A 15,873-nucleotide genomic window follows, 5' to 3' on the forward strand; every position below is an offset into this window, starting at 1 on the left:
GTCGCGATGGTCCGCCGACTCGCCGCTCTGCTCATGGTGCTGCCGCTGGTGGCCCTGCTGGTCATCGTGTCCGACACGGCGCAGCCGCCGCTGGTCGGGCCGGGTCCCGACGCGCCGACCGCCGCCGTGGCGCTGGGCGACAGCACGATGTCCGGCGAGGGCGCGGGCACCTACGAGCCCGGCACCGACGGCGAGGGCGGCAACTGGTGCCACCGGTCGTTGAAGGCGTCCATCCACCGGGTGAAGCTGCCCGTGGACAAGGTGTTCAACCTGGCGTGCTCGGGCGCGAACGCCGAGCAGGTCGGGCTGACCGACCAGGTCCGCAACACCGAGGGGTCGCAGGCGCGCCGGTTGGGGCAGCTCGCCCGCGAGTACCGCGTGACCACGGTCGTGGTGGCCGTGGGCGCGAACGACGACCCCCGGTTCGCCGAGGTGCTCAACACCTGCCTGCAGGCGTGGTTCCAGCGGCGCGCCGACTGCTCCAAGGCGTTGACCGAGGACTGGCGCGGGCGCGTGGAGCGCATGGTGCCCAAGGTGCGGAAGGCGCTTCTGGACGTCCGCCGGGTGCTGCGGGAGGCCGGTTACACGCCCCGCTCCTACACCCTGGTCCTCCAGTCCTACGCCGCGCCGGTCACGCCGGACCTGCCGTTCGAGCTGCAGAACCTCGCCGGGTGTCCACTGAGGACCGCCGACCTGCGGTGGGTGCGCGACACGGCGGTGGGTGAGCTGTCGGCGGCGTTGCGCCGGGCGGCGTCCGGCGCGGGGGCGCGGTTCCTGGACCTGTCCAAGGCGGGGTTGAAGCACGAGGCGTGCGCGGGCGGGAAGAACCCCGACACGGAGTGGTTCACGCGGCTGACCGTGGACTTCGACGGGCTGCGCGACGAGGCGCGGGCGCGGCACGCGTTGCAGGAGTCCTTCCACCCCAACGCCCGGGGGCACGAGCAGTTCGGCCGGTGCCTGGGCGAGTTCCTCGACACGACCGACCGGTCCGCGTCGTGCGTGGTCGACGGCGACGGCAACCTGTCCCCCGTGGCGGACCAGGACCAGCGGTAGCGCGGACCGGCGGGATCGGTCAGGCACGCAGGTCGGTGTTCGAGCCCTAGCTGACGTACCGAACCCGTGCCATGCGCTTCAGCGGTGGTTGGCGGCGCGCCACTCGTCTTCGAGGATCGCGTAGACCAGCTCTTCGCCCCACGCGCCCTTGAAGATCTCGTTGTGCCGGAAGTGGGCTTCGCGGCGCATGCCGAGGCGTTCCATGACCTGCCACGAGCGGTCGTTGTTCGCGTCGCAGGAGGCGACGATGCGGTGCAGGCCGAGGTTGACGAAACCCAGTTCCAGCATGGCCCGCGACGCCTCGGTGGCGAAGCCGCGGCCGTGGTGGTCGGGGTGGAAGATGTAGCCGATCTCGCCCTGGCGGTGGGCCTCGCTGAGGTACTTGAGGACCGTCTCGCCGATGACCCGTCCTTCGTGGACGACCGCGAGGGCGACGTGCTCGCCCTCCTTCTCGGGCCAGGTGACGGACACCTTGAGCTTGAGGTTGTCCGTCGTCTCCTCGGGGGTGCGGGCTTCGCCGTAGAGGAAGCGCACCACGTCCGGGCGGGACTGGTAGGCGTGCAGGTCGGCGTGGTCGTCGGGGGTGAAGGGGCGCAGGGTCAGGCGCTCGGTGCGGATCGGGTAGTCGGGCTTGGTCACGTGGATCAATCTATGGGGAACCCGGCCCGGGGTGGGCCGGGTTCCACGGGTTTCGCTCACAGCTCAGCGAGGGCCGTGATCGGGTTCTCGACGCAGTCGGCGACGAACCGCAGGAACCCGCCGGCCGTGCCGCCGTCGCACACGCGGTGGTCGAAGGCGAGGGTCAGCTGGGCGACCTTGCGGACGGCCAGCTGCCCGTCCACGGCCCACGGTCGGTCGATGATGCGGCCGATGCCGAGGATCGCGGCTTCGGGGTGGTTGATGATCGCGGCCGAGCCGTCGACGCCGAAGACGCCGTAGTTGTTGACCGTGAAGGTGCCGCCGGTGAGGGCGGTCGGGGGGATGCGTCCTTCGCGGGCCTGGGTGGCGAGTTCGGTGATGCGCTGGGCGAGGGTGGACGTGGTGAGTGTGTGGGCGTCCTTGACGACGGGGACGACCAGGCCGCGGTCGGTCTGGGCGGCGAAGCCGAGGTTGATCTCGTCGAGGACCGCGATCTCGTCCTGTTCGACGCGGGAGTTGAGCTCGGGGAACTTGCGGAGGCCCAGGACGGTGAAGCGGGCCAGGAGGGCGAGGAGGGAGACGCCGGGGAGGGCGGCTCGGGCGTCGAGCAGGCCGGTGGCGTCGACGTCCACCCAGACGGTGGCTTCGGGGATCTCGCGCCGGGAGGTGGCGAGCTTCTCGGCCACGGCCCCGCGCAGGCCGCGCAACGGGATGCGACGGGCGACGACGGGTTGGGCGGCGGTGGCTCGCGCGGCTTGGGCGGCGGTGGGTTGAGCGGCTTGGGCGGCGGTGGGTTGAGCGGCTTGGGCGGCGGTGGGTTGAGCGGCTTGGGCGGCGGTGGGTTGAGCGGCGAGTTCGCGCTCGACGTCGGCTCGGCGGATCACCCCGCCGGGGCCGGTGCCTCGGATCGCGCTCAGGGACAGGCCGTGCTCGCGGGCCAACTGCCGGACGATCGGCGAGATGACGGCGGGCGCAAGGGCAGTCGCGGTGCCGGCCTCCGGCCCCCGGTCACCATTGTCCCGCAGGGGTACGACATTGTGCGGCGCGGCGGCGGCGGGAGTGGCGGCGGCGGGAGCGGTCGGCGCGGCGGGAGTGGCGGCGGCGGTTCGGCGAGAACGCCGGGAGCGGCGGGTGGGTTCCGAGGTGCCGTAGCCGATCAGGACGTTGCCGCTGTACTCCGAGGACACGTCCCCCACCGTCAGCAGCACCGACCCGACCGCCAGCTTCTCGCCCTCCTCGCCGTGCCGCGCGGTCACGACGCCGGCGTACGGGCACGGGACCTCGACGACCGCCTTGGCCGTCTCGACCTCCACCACCGGCTGGTCGATGGTCACGGTGTCGCCCACCGCCACCAGCCAGTTCACGATCTCGCCCTCGGTCAGCCCCTCGCCCAGGTCGGGCAGGCGGAAGTCAGGCACCGCGCACCTCCACGACCTCGTCGTCCCACTGCAGGCGGGCGATCGCGTCCAGGATGCGGTCCACGTTCGGCAGGTGGTGCTCCTCCAGCTTCGGCGGCGGGTACGGGATGTCCCAGCCGGTCACGCGCAGGACCGGCGCGTGCAGGTGGTGGAAGCAGCGCTCGGTCACGCGGGCCGCGACCTCCGCGCCGTAGCCGCCGAACCCGGAGGCCTCGTGGACGACCACCGCGCGACCGGTGCGCCGCACCGACGCGCACACCGTCTCGTCGTCGAACGGGGCCAGCGACCGCAGGTCGACCACCTCGACGTCCCAGCCCTCCTCCGTCGCGGCCTCGGCCGCCTCCAGCGCGGTGGCGACCATCGGGCCGTACGCGATGAGGGTGACGTCCTTGCCGGGGCGGCGGACCAGCGCCCGGTCCATGGCCACCGACTGGTCGAACGACACCTCGCCCTTGGACCAGTAGCGGCGCTTCGGCTCCATGAAGATCACCGGGTCGGGTGACGCGATGGCGTCGCGCAGCAGGCGGTACGCGTCGTCGGGGGTGCCCGGCGTGACGACCGTCAGGCCCGGCGTGTGGGTGTAGTACGCCTCGGACGAGTCGCAGTGGTGCTCCACGCCGCCGATGCCGCCGCCGTAGGGCACCCGGATCACGACCGGCAACGAGACGCGTCCGCGCGTCCGGTTGCGCAGCTTGGCCAGGTGGCTGGTGATCTGCTCGAACGCGGGGTAGGCGAAGGCGTCGAACTGCATCTCCACCACCGGGCGCAGGCCGTTCATGGCCATGCCGATCGCGGTGCCGACGATGCCCGACTCGGCCAGCGGCGTGTCGAACACGCGGGTGGAACCGAAGCGGGCCTCCAGGCCGTCGGTCACCCGGAACACCCCGCCCAGCGCGCCGACGTCCTCGCCGAACACCAGCACGGTCGGGTCCTCGGCCAGGGCGTCGGCCATCGCCCGGTTGAGCGCGCCGGCCATCGAGAGGGCGGTCATGCCAGTTCCTCCGCCAGCATCGCGGCCTGCTCGCGCAGGTGTCGGGTGGGGGTCGCGTAGACGTGCTCGAACAACGACATGGGGTCGTGCTCGTGGTCGGTGTTGAGCGCGGCGCGGACGCCGGCGGCGAACTCCTCGGCCTCGGCCGCGACGGCGGCGCGCCGCTCGGGGGTCAGCAGGCCGCGCGCGGTCAGGTAGGTCTCCAGGCGGTCCACCGGGTCGCGGTCCAGCCACGCGGCGACCTCGTCGGAGGTGCGGTAGCGGGTGGCGTCGTCGGCGTTGGTGTGGGCCTCGATGCGGTAGGTGATCGCCTCGATCAGGGTGGGGCCGCCGGCCTCGATGGCTTCCCTGACCACGGCGTACACGGCGGCGGCGTCGTTGCCGTCGACCAGCACGGACGGCACGCCGTAGCCGATGCCCTTGTGCGCCAACGACGGCGCGGCGTTCTGCTTGGACATGGGCACGCTGATGGCGTAGCCGTTGTTCTGCACCAGGAAGACGACCGGGGCCTTCCACACGCCGGCGAAGTTCAGCGCCTCGTGCGTGTCGCCCTCGCTGGTCGCGCCGTCGCCGACGAGCACCAGCGCGGCGGTGTCCTCGCCCTTGACGCGGGCGGCGTGCGCGAAGCCGACGGCGTGCAGGGTGTTGGTGGCCAGCGGGGTGCACTGCGGGCCGACGCGGTGCTCGTACGGGTCGTAGCCCAGGTGCCAGCCGCCCTGGAGCAGCGTCAGGGTCTCGGCCGGGTCCACCCCCCGGGTCACCAGGGCGACGCAGTCGCGGTAGGTGGGGAACAGCCAGTCCTGCTCGCGCAGCGCCAGCACCGACCCGACCTCGCACGCCTCCTGCCCGCGCGACGACGGGTACACGGCCAGCCGGCCCTGCTTGGTCAGCGCGGTGGCCTGCGTGTCGAAGCGGCGGCCGACGACCATGCGGCGGTGCAGCTCCAGCAGCACGTCGTCGTCGGGCATCGCCAGCGGCGAGTCCTCGACCGGCGAGCCGTCCTTGCGCAGCAGCGACAGCGGTTCCGCTGTGGGCAGCAGTTCCCTTGTGGGGACCATCAGCTCCTCCGACCCCTCATGTGGCGAGTGGGGGCATGGTCCGCGTCACACCGACCAAAGTTCCAGATCCGAACCCGAAATCTGGACGAATGGCCGCGCAAGCGGGTTACAGTGCGCCACATGACGCCCAGACCTGGACATTCGGCACCGCTCGACGCGACCGACCGCCGCATCGTGGAGGCGCTGCGCGAGGACGGCCGGCTGTCGATGCGGGCGCTGGCGGAGAAGCTGCACATCTCGCGCGCGAGCGCGTACTCGCGGGTGGAGCGGCTGCACCGGGACGGGGTGATCACCGGGTACGCGGCGGTGGTGGACCCGGAGCGGTACGGGTTCGGGATCTCGGCGTACGTGTACCTGAAGATCAGCCAGCACTCGTGGAAGGCGGTGCGGCAGCGGGTCCTGGAGATCCCGGAGGTCTGGCACGGGGCGCTGGTGTCCGGGGACTACGACCTGGTGCTGCTGGTCCGGGCCCCGGACGCGCACAGCCTGCGCGACCTGGTGCTGTCCCGGCTCCAGACGATGCCGGACGTGACGTCCAGCCACACCGTGCTCATCCTCGACGAGCTGTCAACCTGACTCGACGATGCGCCACTGCGGGCCGTTGACCCAGGTGGCTTCCAGTCGGGAGCGGTGGCCCGCGCCGACGAACTCCACCACGACGGCGTCGGCGGGTTGTTCGACGCTGGCGGCGAAGCCCTGGCGCGGGGTGGCGGAGATGGGTTCGATCTCGCTCGCCGAGAAGCGGATCGCCGTGACGCCGCCCTGGAGGCGGAAGCTGCGCAGGTAGACCGGTTCGCCGTTCTGCTCGCTCCACGTGCCGTTCTCCGGCGGCAGGGGCGGGACCGTCGTCGTGGTGGTCGTGGTGGTCGTCGTCGGCGGTGTGGTGGTGACGACGACCGTGGTGGTGGGCACGGGCGTGGTCGTGGTGGTGGTCGTGGGGACCGCGCTGGACTGCTGCGTCGGGCCCGCCACCAGGCGGGGGCGTTCGGGGACGCCCGCGTCCAGCACGAACCGGATGCCCAGCCACGACAGGGCGACCGCCACGGCCGTGGACGCCGTCCACGCCGCGAGGTACTGGAGGCCCCGGGTCACGCGGGACATCCTGCCGGCTGCCGGAGAACGCGCGCCGGGGTTGACCCTCCCCCGACGGGAGACCCCACGCTCCGCCGCATGACGATCACCGGCATCTTCCCCACGATCTGCAGCGACGACATCGCGGCCACCCGCGACTTCTACGCGTCGCTGTTCGGCATGTCCCCCGTGTTCGAGAACGACTGGTACGTGCAGTTGCAGGCCGGCTCGACGCACCTCCAGATCGGCGTCGTGCGGCGCGACCACGGCAGCGTGCCCGAGGGGCACCGCGAGCTGCCCGCCGGCACCCTGGTGGCCATCGAAGTCGACGACGTGGACGGCGTGCACGCGAAGGCCCTCGACGCGGGCCTGACCATGCTGCTCGACCTGCGGGACGAACCCTGGGGCCAGCGGCACTTCATCACGCGCGACCCGAGCGGCACGATGGTGGACGTGATCAAGCCCATCCCGCCGGACGCCGAGCACGCCCCGTCCTATGTCTGACCTCGTCCCGATCGGGGTGTTCGCCGAGGCCGCGCGGGTCACGGTCAAGGCGCTGCGGCACTACCACGCCCTCGGCGTGGTGGTGCCCGCCCGGGTCGATCCCGCCACGAACTACCGCTACTACCGGTGGGACCAGCTCGGCGACGTGCTGTGCGTGACGACCCTGCGCGACCTGGGCACACCGTTGGACCGCATCAAGGAGCACCTCGTCGGCGGCAGCCCGCTGCACGACGTGCTGGCCGCCGAACGCGTCCGCCTGCGCCGGCAGGTGGCGCGGGCCGAGCGCGCCCTGGCCCTGGTGGACGCCCTGCGGGACGCCCCGCGCCTGCCGGAGGTGCGGCCCGACGTGGTCGAGCTGCCCGACCGGGACACGATCGCGCTCACCGGGCCCGCGCACGCCGACACGATCGGGCAGGACGCGGCGGAGCTGATCGGCAGGCTCCTCGCGACCCCGGGCGTGGACGCCGGCGCGCCGGTGATCGGCGAGTACCCGTTGAAGCTCGCGCACAGCTTCACCATCCGGGTCCGGCTGGAGGTGGCGGGGCCGGTGGACGGGCTGCGCGTCGAGCCGTGGCCGGGCGGCCGGTTCGCCCGGGTCGTCCACGTCGGGCCGCTCGACGCGCTGCCCATCGCCTACCACGGCCTGGTCCGCTGGCTGCACGAACACCGCCACCGCCCGGCCGGCCCCGTCTTCGAGCGCTACTTGGACGACCCGGCCACCACCCCGGCCCACCTCCTGCGCACGGAGGTCCTGCACCGCGTCCGCTGACCTGAGCCGACCGACCTGATCCGACCGACCTCAGCCGGCGAAGGTCTGCTCGCGGCGGCGCTCCTCGTCGGTGGTCTCGATGTGCTTCACGGCGTAGCGCAGCATCGGCGGCGCCATCAGCGACGTCACGACCGCGACCAGCACGACGATCGTGTAGCCGGCTGTGGTCAGCACGCCCACCCGCAGGCCGACCATCGCCACGATCACCTCGATCACGCCGCGCGCGTTGAGCCCCGCCCCCAGCGCCAACCCCTCCCAGTGGGTCAGCTTGGACAGGCGCGCGCCCAGGTACGCGCCGGCGAACTTGCCGCCGATCGCGACGGCCAGCACCACCAGCGCCGAGACCAGCACGGGCCACTGGCCGAGCAGGGTCAGGTCCATCCGCAGCCCGGCCGTGGCGAAGAAGATCGGCGCGAGCACGGCCATGGTGATGGTGCGCAGCGGCGCGAGCTTGCGGCGGTCCAGCAGGCCGGACGTGCCCAGCAGGATGCCGCACAGGAACGTCCCGAGGATCGGCTCCAGGCCCAGCGCGTGGGTGCCGGCGGCGGAGGCGACCAGCAGCAGCACCACGGCCGCGACCGTCGGGCCGGCGTCGGTGGACCGGTTGGCCAGGGTCAGCGCGGTCTTCACCACCGGGCGGCCGAGCAGCACGGCGACCAGCAGCGCGGCGACCAGGCTGCCGACGGTCAGGGCGACGTGGCCCAGGCGCAGCCCGGTGGTGGCCATCGCGGACACCACCGACAGCAGGGACCAGCCGACGATGTCGTCCACGGCGGCTGCGCTGATGGTGAGCTGGCCGATGTCGCGGTGCAGCAGGTTCAGCTCCACCAGGGTCTTGGCGATGACCGGGATGGCGGACACGCACATCGCGACACCCAGGAACAACGCGAACACCAGCGTCTCGTTGCCGCCGGACAGCAGCGAGGCGGGCAGGGCGAACCCGACGCCGACGCCCAGCGCCAACGGGATGAGCAACCCGCCCAGCGACACCCACAGCGCGGTGCGGCCCCGGCGGCGGACCATCGGCATGTCGATGTGCATGCCGGTGAACCCGACCAGCAGCAGCACCCCGAGCTGGCCCACGGCGTCGAGCAGGTGGATCTGGTCGGCCACCGGCGGGAACAGCCAGCCCGACAGCGCGGGCAGGACGTGGGCCAGCAGCGACGGGCCGAGCAGGACACCGGCCGCCAACTCCCCCACCACCTGGGGCAACCCGAACCGGGCCGCGAGCTTGCCCAGCGCCAACGCCACGCCCAGCAGCACGGCGAGCTGGAGCAGGAACACGAGCATCTGGTGCGCGCCGATCGGGGTCGGCGGCGCGGCGGCGAGAACGGTCATCACGGCCCTCTCGGTCGTGCGGTGCGGAAAAGCGGTGCCCTTGACCTCTACGCCGGCCCGCTCACGCGCGGAAGGACCAGGCACTTCGTGGTGCCGAACACGTCAATCGCGCCACATGTGCGTGGGGCATTCCCGTCGGTCGCGCACAGGGGCGTTACGGTGCCCGCCATGGTCTCGGTGCTGCTCGTCGAGGACGACCCGGTGGTGCGGTCGGCGGTGACGCGCGCGTTGTCCGGCCTGGGGCACGCGGTGCTGCCGGTGGGCACGGCGCTGGAGGCGTTGCGGGAGGTCGCGGGCGCCACGTTCGACCTGGTCGTGCTGGACCTCGGGCTGCCCGACATGGACGGCGCGGACGCGTTGCGGATGATGCGCGGCGTGTGCGACGTGCCGGTGATCGTGGCCACCGCCCGCGACGACGAGGCCGAGATCGTGCGGCTGCTCAACGCGGGCGCGGACGACTACCTGGTCAAGCCGTTCTCCAGCGAGCACCTCGCGGCGCGGCTGTCGGCGGTGCTGCGCCGGGCGCGCAAGGAGGACCGGCCCGAGCCGATCCGGATCGGGCAGCTGAGCATCGACCTGGACCGGCGGGAGGCGCGGCTGGGCCGGCGCGAGCTCAACCTGACCCGCAAGGAGTTCGACCTGCTGGCCTACCTGGCGGCGCGCGAGGGCAAGGTCGTGCCGCGCGCGGAACTGCTGGCCAACCTGTGGAACCTGCCCGGCCGGCACGACGACCAGACCCTGGACGTGCACCTGTCGTGGCTGCGCCGCAAGCTCGGGGAGCGGGCCGCGCAGCCGCGCTACCTGCACACCGTGCGCGGTGTCGGGTTCAAGCTGACCGCGGCGGAGTGACGTGCGCAAGTCGCTGGCCCTGGTCTCGCTCGCCGTCACGTCGATGGTGGCGCTGGCGTTCCTGATCCCGTTGGCCCTGGTGGTGCGGCAGCTGGCCGAGGACCGGGCGGTGACCGACGCCGAGCGGCAGGCGGGCGCGCTGACGCCGGTGCTGGTGATCACCGACGACCCGGTGACCGTGCAGCAGGCGCTGGCGTCGATCTCCGGCCGGGTGGCCGTGCACCTGCCCGGCGGGCAGGTGGTGGGCGAGGTGAAGGCGACCGGCGACCAGTTGCGGCAGGCGCGGGAGAAGGGGTTGGCGTTCAGCGAGTCCGTGTCCGACGGGTGGGTGCACCTCCAGCCGGTGGTGCTGGGTGAGGACCGGGTGGCGGTGGTGGAGGCGTTCGTGCCGTCGGCCGAGCTGTCGCGCAACGTCACCTCGGCGTGGCTCGCGCTGTCCGGGGTGGCGGTGTCGCTGGTGCTGGCGTCGGTGCTGGTCGCCGACCGGCTGGGGGCGCGGGTGGTGCGGGCGTCGCGGGCGCTGGCCGAGGGGGCGCGGCGGATGGAGCAGGGCGACCTGACCACGCGCGTCACGCCCACCGGTCCGCCGGAGCTGGCCGACGCGGGCGGCGCGTTCAACCGGATGGCCGACCGGATCGGGCAGTTGATGGCCAACGAACGGGAGATCCTGGCCGACCTGTCGCACCGGCTGCGCACCCCGTTGACGGCGCTGCGCCTGGACTCCGAGACGTTGGGCGCCGACCCCGGCGCCAACCGCGTGCGGCAGGCGGTGCACGCGTTGGAGCGCGAGGTCAACGAGCTGGTCCGGGCCGCCCGCAAGGAGTTGGACGACCCCGCGGGCGGGCGGTGCGACGCGGCGCAGGTCGTGCACGACCGGCTGGTGTTCTGGTCCGCGCTGGCCGACGACCAGGACCGGCTGTGGAACCTGCGCGGCACCGAGCGGCCCGCGTTCGTGCCGCTGACCCGCAGCGACCTGGCCGCGGCGATGGACGTGGTGCTGGGCAACATCTTCCGGCACACGCCGGAGGGCACGGGGTTCGTGGTGGCGCTGTTCCACCGGCCCGAGCAGGTGGTGATCGTCATCGAGGACGCGGGACCGGGCATCGAGGACCTGGAGACGGCGCTGCGCCGTGGAAGCAGCAGCGCCGGCTCCACCGGTCTCGGACTCGACATCGCCCGCCGCGCGGCCGAGTCCACCGGAGGCTCGCTGGTCGTGGACCGCGGGCCGCTCGGGGGCACCCGGGTGCAGTTGCGGCTGACCCGGCTACCGGAGCACCAAGGCTAGCCGGCGCTTTCTTTGGCGCACCTGATGGCACCTTTAAATGTTCCTTAAATAAATCGCTTGTTGACATTCGCGGAAATGGCTGCCAAGGTCATTAGCGGAATTGGTGACGACCGCAGCGCTCTCCCCCTTGCCCGGCCACCGTTCCACGTTCGGTGCGGCGACCGCGAGCGTCTACCCTGCGAAAAGACGCCACCGCGGTCGCCGCACCCGAAAAGCCGTCGAATGCAGATGAGGTTTTCCGCGTGTTCCGCAACAAGCGTGCACTGCCCGTCGTCGTCGTGCTGGCCGGCCTGGCGCTGGCCGGGTGCGAGGAACCCGAGGAGATCGGCCTGGTGACCGCCACGGCCACCACGTCGGTCCGCACGACGTCCCAGGCCGGCACCCCGGCCGCGTCGTCGTCCTCGCCCCCGTCCGCGTCGTCCGCCACCCCGACGACCACGACCACCACCGAGACCACCACGACCGAACCCGAGCCGACCGCCACCACCACCGAGGCGCCGCAGCAGCAGCCCGCGCCCCCGGCGACCCCCACCAGGACCGAGGTGGAACTGGCCGAGGCCAAGGTGTTCAACCTGACCAACGCCGAACGCGTGGCCAACGGCTGCCCGGCGCTGGGCATCGACGAACGCCTCGACAAGGCCGCCCGCGGGCACAGCGCGGACATGGCGGCGCAGAACTACTTCAGCCACACCTCCAAGGACGGCCGCACCTTCGCCGACCGCATCAAGGCCGCCGGCTACCCGTCGCCGGGCGCGGAGAACATCGCCGCGGGCCAGCGCACGCCGGAGGCCGTGGTGAAGGGCTGGATGGAATCCCCGGGCCACCGGGCGAACATCCTCAACTGCAAGCTGAAGACGCTGGGCGTCGGCATGGCGCGCGGCGGCGCGTACGGCATCTACTGGACGCAGAATTTCGGGTGGTAGGCGGATAATCGGTTGTGACCCGACCGGGGCGCCCAGCATGCTCAAGCAGCGCTCCCGGTGCGCAGACGAGGGTTGCTTCCACTCCTGATGGGCGGGTTGCGGGTTCGAATCCCGTCGGCGCTTCGGGCGTCGTAGCTCAACTGGCAGAGCAGCTGTCACCTTCGTCGACCTCTGATCTCGGGATCGCACCCGCGCACGCGTCCTCTTCGGAGGGCGCGTGCGCGGTTCTCGTCCGCGACGGAGGTGGGTCCCTTGGCGGAGTTCATCGTCGGCGCGCTGCGCACCCTGGTCACGAGCTTCGTCAAGTCCGAGCGCGCCCCGTCCGGGCCGACGCACGAGCGCGGCGCGGGCTACGCGCGCGACACCCGTTCGGAGCTGTTCCTGTTGGCCGTCACCAACATGGTCGGCGAGGACACCTTCTACGAGTCCGCCGGCCACCGGGACGACCGGTACACCGCGCTCGTGCGAGCGGCGGCGCTGGAAGACCCGGACTGGACCGCCCGCCTGCTCGCCTGGCTGCGCCGGGACGCGAACCTGCGCTCCGCCGCCGCGGTCGGCGCGGCCGAGTACGTGCGCGCCCGCCTCGACGCGGGCGACGAGCGCGGACCGTCGAACCGCTCGGTGATCGGCAGCGTCCTGCTCCGGGCCGACGAGCCGGGCGAACTGCTCGCGTGCTGGCTGAGCAGACACGGGCGGGCGGTCCCCAAGCCGGTCAAGCGCGGTGTCGCCGACGCGGTCCTGCGCCTGTACGACGAGCGTTCGCTGGTCAAGTACGACAGCGCCGCGCACGGCCTGCGCTTCGGCGACGTGCTCAACCTCGTGCACCCGGTCACCCGCCGGTCCCGGCAGTCGGACCTGTTCGTCCACGCGCTGGATCGCCGCCACGGCAACGACTCCACGATCCCGGCGTCGCTGGGCGTGCTCACCGGGCGGGCGGGGTTGCTGTCGTGGCCGGTCGAGCGGCGGCGCGCCCTGTTCGGGCGGGACGACGCGGCGGCGGTGCTGCGCGGGGCGGGCATGACGTGGGAGTCGGTGGCGGGTTGGCTGAAGGGCCCGATGACCGCCGACGTGTGGGAAGCGCTGATCCCGTCCATGGGGTACATGGCGTTGCTGCGCAACCTGCGCAACTTCGACCGGGCCGGGGTGTCCGACGAGGTGGCCGCGACCGTCGCCGCGCGGTTGGCCGACCCCGACGAGGTGGCCCGGTCCCGGCAGCTGCCCCTGCGGTTCCTGTCGGCGCACCGGGCGGCTTCGGCGCGGTGGGGGCCGGCGTTGGAGAGGGCGCTCGACCACTGCCTGGCCGGCGTCCCGGTGTTGCCCGGCCGCACGCTGGTCCTGGTGGACACCTCCCGGTCGATGCGGGAGCCGTTCGCCGGGAACAGCACCCTGCTGCGGTGGGACGCGGCGGTCGTGTTCGGCCTCGCCCTGGGGACGCGGTGCGAGCACGCGGACGTCGTGTCGTTCTCCAGCCCCTATTACGGCACCGCGACGAAGCGGTTCCGACCGCGGCGTGACGAGTCCCTGCTCGCCGCCGTGACGAGGTGGCGGGCGGAGGGCTACCTGCTCGACGGCGGCACGGCGACGGCGTACGCGATCCGCAAGCACCTGCGCCGCCACGACCGCGTGGTGGTCCTGACCGACGAGCAGGCGGACGGCGAGGACGTGAACCGGGCCGTGCCCAACGGCACCCCGCTCTACACGTGGAACCTGGCGGGCTACCGACGCGGGCACGCACCGTCGGGCGCCTTCCACCGCCACACGTTCGGCGGGCTGAACGACCACGCGTTCCGGGCGATCGGCTTGCTGGAGGCCAGGCGCGACGCCGACTGGCCGTTCTAGCGGGTGCCCACGTGGCGCCGGCCCCTTGTCAGAGGGCCAGCGCCACGTCTGCCCGCAAGCGGGGCAGCAACGCGTAGAAGGCGTCCCCGGGGCACACCGTGTCGCCGTAGAAGTCGCGATGCCCGTGGATCTCCGTCGGCGGGATGTCGTACTGCCGGCACACCCGCGCGCACATCCACACCAACGCGTCCCACTGCGCGGCCGGCGGGGTCTCCGTGACGTAGGTGCCCTCGTTCTCGATGCCCACCGAGGTCCGGTTCTGGCCCGGGCAGTGCGCGCCCTCGACCAACCGGTCCCCCGAGCGCAGCGCCGCCAGGCTCCCGTGCCGGCCCTCCAGCACCCGGCCGCCGCGCGAGATCGTGAAGTGCTGGCCCGTGTCGCCCCAGCCCCGGTCGTCGGTGTGCAGCCGCTGGAAGAACCGAGCCAGCTCGAACGCGTGCCGCTCGGACGTGTCGCCGACGTTCTCCGTCGCCGTGTGGTGCACGAGGACGCGCTCGGGCCGGCGCGGCACGACCTCGGGCTGCTCCGCCGGAACCCGCGCGCCCCACTCCGCGCACCCGGCGACCGTCCGCGCCGCCGGCAACGGCCACGCCACCGCCGCCAGCGCCCCGGCGCCCAGCAACGCCCGTCTGCTCACCAACGCCCGGCTGCGCATGGCTCCCCCCAAAGCTCCGGCGGAGCATAACCGCCGCCGAAGTGGTTCGATCACGCCATGACCCACGCCGGCGAAGCGCACCACGACGACCTCTCCGAACGGCTCAACTGGCTGCGCGCCGGCGTCCTCGGCGCGAACGACGGCATCGTGTCCACCGCCGGTCTGGTCGTCGGCGTCGCGGGCGCGACCACCGACCGCACCGCCGTCCTGGCCGCCGGCGTGGCGGGACTGGTCGCGGGCGCGCTGTCGATGGCGGGTGGCGAGTACGTCTCGGTCAGCACCCAGCGCGACACCGAGCGCGCCGCCCTGCGCCTGGAGGCGCAGGAGTTGCGCGAGATGCCGGAAGAGGAGGAGCAGGAGCTCGCCGACATCTACGCGGACAAGGGCCTGTCCCCGGAGCTGGCCGCCCAGGTGGCGCGCGAGCTGACCGAGCAGGACGCGCTGCGGGCGCACGCCGAGGCCGAGTTGCAGATCGACCCGGACAACCTGACCAGCCCGTGGCACGCGGCGTGGGCGTCGCTGGTGGCCTTCGCGGTCGGCGCCCTGATCCCGCTGGTCGCGATCGTCCTGCCGCCGCTGTCGTGGCGGGTGTGGACGTGCGCGGCGGCAGTGATCGCCGGGCTGGTGCTGACCGGGGTGGTCAGCGCGCGGCTGGGCGCGAGCCCGGTGTGGCGGGCGGTGCGGCGCAACGTCGTGGTCGGGACGCTGACCATGCTGGTGACCTACTACGTGGGCCTGCTGTTCGGCGTGGCCGTCGCCTGAGCCCGTCCGCGACGCCGGCGATCCGCCCCGCGTTCCGTCAGCCGACCGGCGCCCGACCGCCCGCGCTGTGACAGCGGTCACGCAGAGCGCGCACCCGAGGTGGGTGCGCGAAAAAAGTTGTCCCTCGGAGGTGTGAAGACCGCAGGAAGCGGGTAACCGCCGCTGGCTTGACGCCGTTGGGCGCGTCAAGACCAGGAGTGGAGGTGCTAGCCGTGACCCATCCCCCGACGACCCTGCTCGTCCCGCGCAGCGCGCGTGCCGAACGGCGGCTCTGGGTGTTGCTCGCCCTGCTCTTCATCCTGGTGGCGGGCGTGAACGGGATCGTCGCGCTGTCCGAGGCGCAGGTGTGGCAGGGCGGCCTGGCCGGCCTGTCGATCCTCGCCGCCGCGGGCTGCGCGAGAGTCGCCCACCGGGTGCCCGGAGCGGTTTAGTCACCACTGAAGAGGGTGAGGAACTAGTCCGACCGGGCGTAACCCGTTGGTCGGAACGATGTCAACTGGGCGTGGGATTCACCACGACGCCCTGTCGGACTAGAGCCATAACCGCGAATTCACACTATCGTCACAAGACCCCGGCAACCCCGGTGCACCGCCCCGCGTGACCAAGCGGCCCGATCAGGCCTCGCGGACACGCGCACAAGGAAGTGCAGTTTCCCGCACAACGGAGTGCGGCCCCACGCCCCCATCTCCCCCGGCGTGGACCCCCAAGCCAGCAGTCCT

At 72.6% G+C, this 15,873-nt stretch carries 17 protein-coding genes; 10 read left to right on the forward strand and 7 right to left on the reverse strand.

What is annotated here, in order from left to right; genetic code table 11:
- Positions 1–6: 6 nt before the first annotated feature.
- The gene (locus ABD126_RS16855; protein ID WP_343934794.1) at positions 7–1,053 is read left to right on the forward strand and encodes a GDSL-type esterase/lipase family protein; all 1,047 of its coding nucleotides are present in this window, start codon (positions 7–9) and stop codon (positions 1,051–1,053) included.
- 78 nt (positions 1,054–1,131) lie between these two features.
- Here ABD126_RS16855 and ABD126_RS16860 read toward each other — a convergent pair whose 3' ends face one another.
- Genes ABD126_RS16860 through pdhA form a run of 4 tightly spaced genes read right to left on the reverse strand, consistent with a single transcriptional unit; the run spans position 1,132 to position 5,159 of the window.
- The gene (locus tag ABD126_RS16860; protein ID WP_343934795.1) at positions 1,132–1,692 is read right to left on the reverse strand and encodes a GNAT family N-acetyltransferase; all 561 of its coding nucleotides are present in this window, start codon (positions 1,690–1,692) and stop codon (positions 1,132–1,134) included.
- A 56-nt stretch (positions 1,693–1,748) separates the two neighbouring features.
- Positions 1,749–3,110, reverse strand: a complete 1,362-nt coding sequence (locus tag ABD126_RS16865; protein WP_343934796.1) for a dihydrolipoamide acetyltransferase family protein — start codon at positions 3,108–3,110, stop codon at positions 1,749–1,751.
- Complete coding sequence (locus tag ABD126_RS16870; RefSeq protein WP_343934797.1) at positions 3,103–4,101, reverse strand: alpha-ketoacid dehydrogenase subunit beta; 999 nt, start codon at positions 4,099–4,101, stop codon at positions 3,103–3,105. Before ABD126_RS16870 ends, ABD126_RS16865 begins: the two co-directional genes overlap by 8 nt.
- Positions 4,098–5,159 carry a pyruvate dehydrogenase (acetyl-transferring) E1 component subunit alpha gene (gene pdhA / locus ABD126_RS16875; protein WP_343934798.1) on the reverse strand — a complete coding sequence of 354 codons (1,062 nt, stop codon included), beginning with the start codon at positions 5,157–5,159 and terminating at the stop codon, positions 4,098–4,100. The genes ABD126_RS16870 and pdhA overlap by 4 nt, the downstream gene beginning before the upstream one ends.
- Positions 5,160–5,279: 120 nt before the next feature.
- Between pdhA and ABD126_RS16880 the strand changes: the two genes are divergently transcribed.
- On the forward strand, positions 5,280–5,735 hold the full coding sequence (locus ABD126_RS16880; RefSeq protein WP_343934799.1) for an Lrp/AsnC family transcriptional regulator: 456 nt from the start codon (positions 5,280–5,282) through the stop codon (positions 5,733–5,735).
- Here ABD126_RS16880 and ABD126_RS16885 read toward each other — a convergent pair.
- Positions 5,727–6,251, reverse strand: a complete 525-nt coding sequence (locus tag ABD126_RS16885) for a hypothetical protein (protein ID WP_343934800.1) — start codon at positions 6,249–6,251, stop codon at positions 5,727–5,729. The two genes, ABD126_RS16880 and ABD126_RS16885, sit on opposite strands and share 9 nt — an antisense overlap.
- 78 nt (positions 6,252–6,329) lie before the next feature.
- Here ABD126_RS16885 and ABD126_RS16890 point away from each other — a divergent pair, with 78 nt between their 5' ends.
- Positions 6,330–6,734 (forward strand): VOC family protein, encoded by a 405-nt coding sequence (locus ABD126_RS16890; RefSeq protein WP_343934801.1) that lies wholly within the window; start codon positions 6,330–6,332, stop codon positions 6,732–6,734.
- On the forward strand, positions 6,727–7,503 hold the full coding sequence (locus ABD126_RS16895; RefSeq protein WP_343934802.1) for a MerR family transcriptional regulator: 777 nt from the start codon (positions 6,727–6,729) through the stop codon (positions 7,501–7,503). Before ABD126_RS16890 ends, ABD126_RS16895 begins: the two co-directional genes overlap by 8 nt.
- Before the next feature lie 30 nt (positions 7,504–7,533).
- Here the strand turns inward: ABD126_RS16895 and ABD126_RS16900 are convergent, their stop codons facing one another.
- The gene (locus ABD126_RS16900; RefSeq protein WP_343934803.1) at positions 7,534–8,841 is read right to left on the reverse strand and encodes a cation:proton antiporter; all 1,308 of its coding nucleotides are present in this window, start codon (positions 8,839–8,841) and stop codon (positions 7,534–7,536) included.
- Positions 8,842–9,009: 168 nt separating this feature from the next.
- Between ABD126_RS16900 and ABD126_RS16905 the strand changes: the two genes are divergently transcribed.
- The 4 genes from ABD126_RS16905 (at position 9,010) to ABD126_RS16920 (ending at position 13,737) form a co-directional block, all read left to right on the forward strand.
- A complete protein-coding gene (locus ABD126_RS16905) occupies positions 9,010–9,690 on the forward strand; it encodes a response regulator transcription factor (protein WP_343934804.1) in 681 nt (226 codons plus the stop codon).
- A gap of 1 nt (position 9,691) precedes the next feature.
- Positions 9,692–10,975 (forward strand): sensor histidine kinase, encoded by a 1,284-nt coding sequence (locus tag ABD126_RS16910; RefSeq protein WP_343934805.1) that lies wholly within the window; start codon positions 9,692–9,694, stop codon positions 10,973–10,975.
- Positions 10,976–11,217: 242 nt separating this feature from the next.
- Positions 11,218–11,898: a CAP domain-containing protein gene (locus tag ABD126_RS16915; protein ID WP_343934806.1), complete on the forward strand. Its 681-nt coding sequence runs from the start codon at positions 11,218–11,220 to the stop codon at positions 11,896–11,898.
- Between the two features lie 243 nt (positions 11,899–12,141).
- Positions 12,142–13,737 (forward strand): TROVE domain-containing protein, encoded by a 1,596-nt coding sequence (locus tag ABD126_RS16920; RefSeq protein ID WP_425542835.1) that lies wholly within the window; start codon positions 12,142–12,144, stop codon positions 13,735–13,737.
- Between the two features lie 28 nt (positions 13,738–13,765).
- Here ABD126_RS16920 and ABD126_RS16925 read toward each other — a convergent pair whose 3' ends face one another.
- Positions 13,766–14,392, reverse strand: coding sequence for a peptidoglycan recognition protein family protein (locus ABD126_RS16925; protein ID WP_343934808.1), 627 nt, complete (start codon positions 14,390–14,392; stop codon positions 13,766–13,768).
- A 57-nt stretch (positions 14,393–14,449) separates the two neighbouring features.
- Here ABD126_RS16925 and ABD126_RS16930 point away from each other — a divergent pair, with 57 nt between their 5' ends.
- A complete protein-coding gene (locus ABD126_RS16930; protein WP_343934809.1) occupies positions 14,450–15,154 on the forward strand; it encodes a VIT1/CCC1 transporter family protein in 705 nt (234 codons plus the stop codon).
- Between the two features lie 212 nt (positions 15,155–15,366).
- Complete coding sequence (locus ABD126_RS16935; protein ID WP_343934810.1) at positions 15,367–15,585, forward strand: hypothetical protein; 219 nt, start codon at positions 15,367–15,369, stop codon at positions 15,583–15,585.
- Positions 15,586–15,873: the final 288 nt, after the last annotated feature.

Source organism: Saccharothrix mutabilis subsp. mutabilis (assembly GCF_039521145.1).
GTDB lineage: Bacteria > Actinomycetota > Actinomycetes > Mycobacteriales > Pseudonocardiaceae > Actinosynnema > Actinosynnema mutabilis.

What these genes read in the sequence shown, in the direction of transcription:
- ABD126_RS16925 (WP_343934808.1), bottom strand. Translation starts at nt 14,392, where the DNA reads ATGCGCAGCCGGGCGTTGGTGAGCAGACGGGCGTTGCTGGGCGCCGGG.
- ABD126_RS16870 (WP_343934797.1), bottom strand. Translation starts at nt 4,101, where the DNA reads ATGACCGCCCTCTCGATGGCCGGCGCGCTCAACCGGGCGATGGCCGAC.
- ABD126_RS16930 (WP_343934809.1), top strand. Translation starts at nt 14,450, where the DNA reads ATGACCCACGCCGGCGAAGCGCACCACGACGACCTCTCCGAACGGCTC.
- ABD126_RS16905 (WP_343934804.1), top strand. Translation starts at nt 9,010, where the DNA reads ATGGTCTCGGTGCTGCTCGTCGAGGACGACCCGGTGGTGCGGTCGGCG.
- pdhA (WP_343934798.1), bottom strand. Translation starts at nt 5,159, where the DNA reads ATGGTCCCCACAAGGGAACTGCTGCCCACAGCGGAACCGCTGTCGCTG.
- ABD126_RS16900 (WP_343934803.1), bottom strand. Translation starts at nt 8,841, where the DNA reads ATGACCGTTCTCGCCGCCGCGCCGCCGACCCCGATCGGCGCGCACCAG.
- ABD126_RS16890 (WP_343934801.1), top strand. Translation starts at nt 6,330, where the DNA reads ATGACGATCACCGGCATCTTCCCCACGATCTGCAGCGACGACATCGCG.
- ABD126_RS16880 (WP_343934799.1), top strand. Translation starts at nt 5,280, where the DNA reads ATGACGCCCAGACCTGGACATTCGGCACCGCTCGACGCGACCGACCGC.
- ABD126_RS16895 (WP_343934802.1), top strand. Translation starts at nt 6,727, where the DNA reads ATGTCTGACCTCGTCCCGATCGGGGTGTTCGCCGAGGCCGCGCGGGTC.
- ABD126_RS16855 (WP_343934794.1), top strand. Translation starts at nt 7, where the DNA reads ATGGTCCGCCGACTCGCCGCTCTGCTCATGGTGCTGCCGCTGGTGGCC.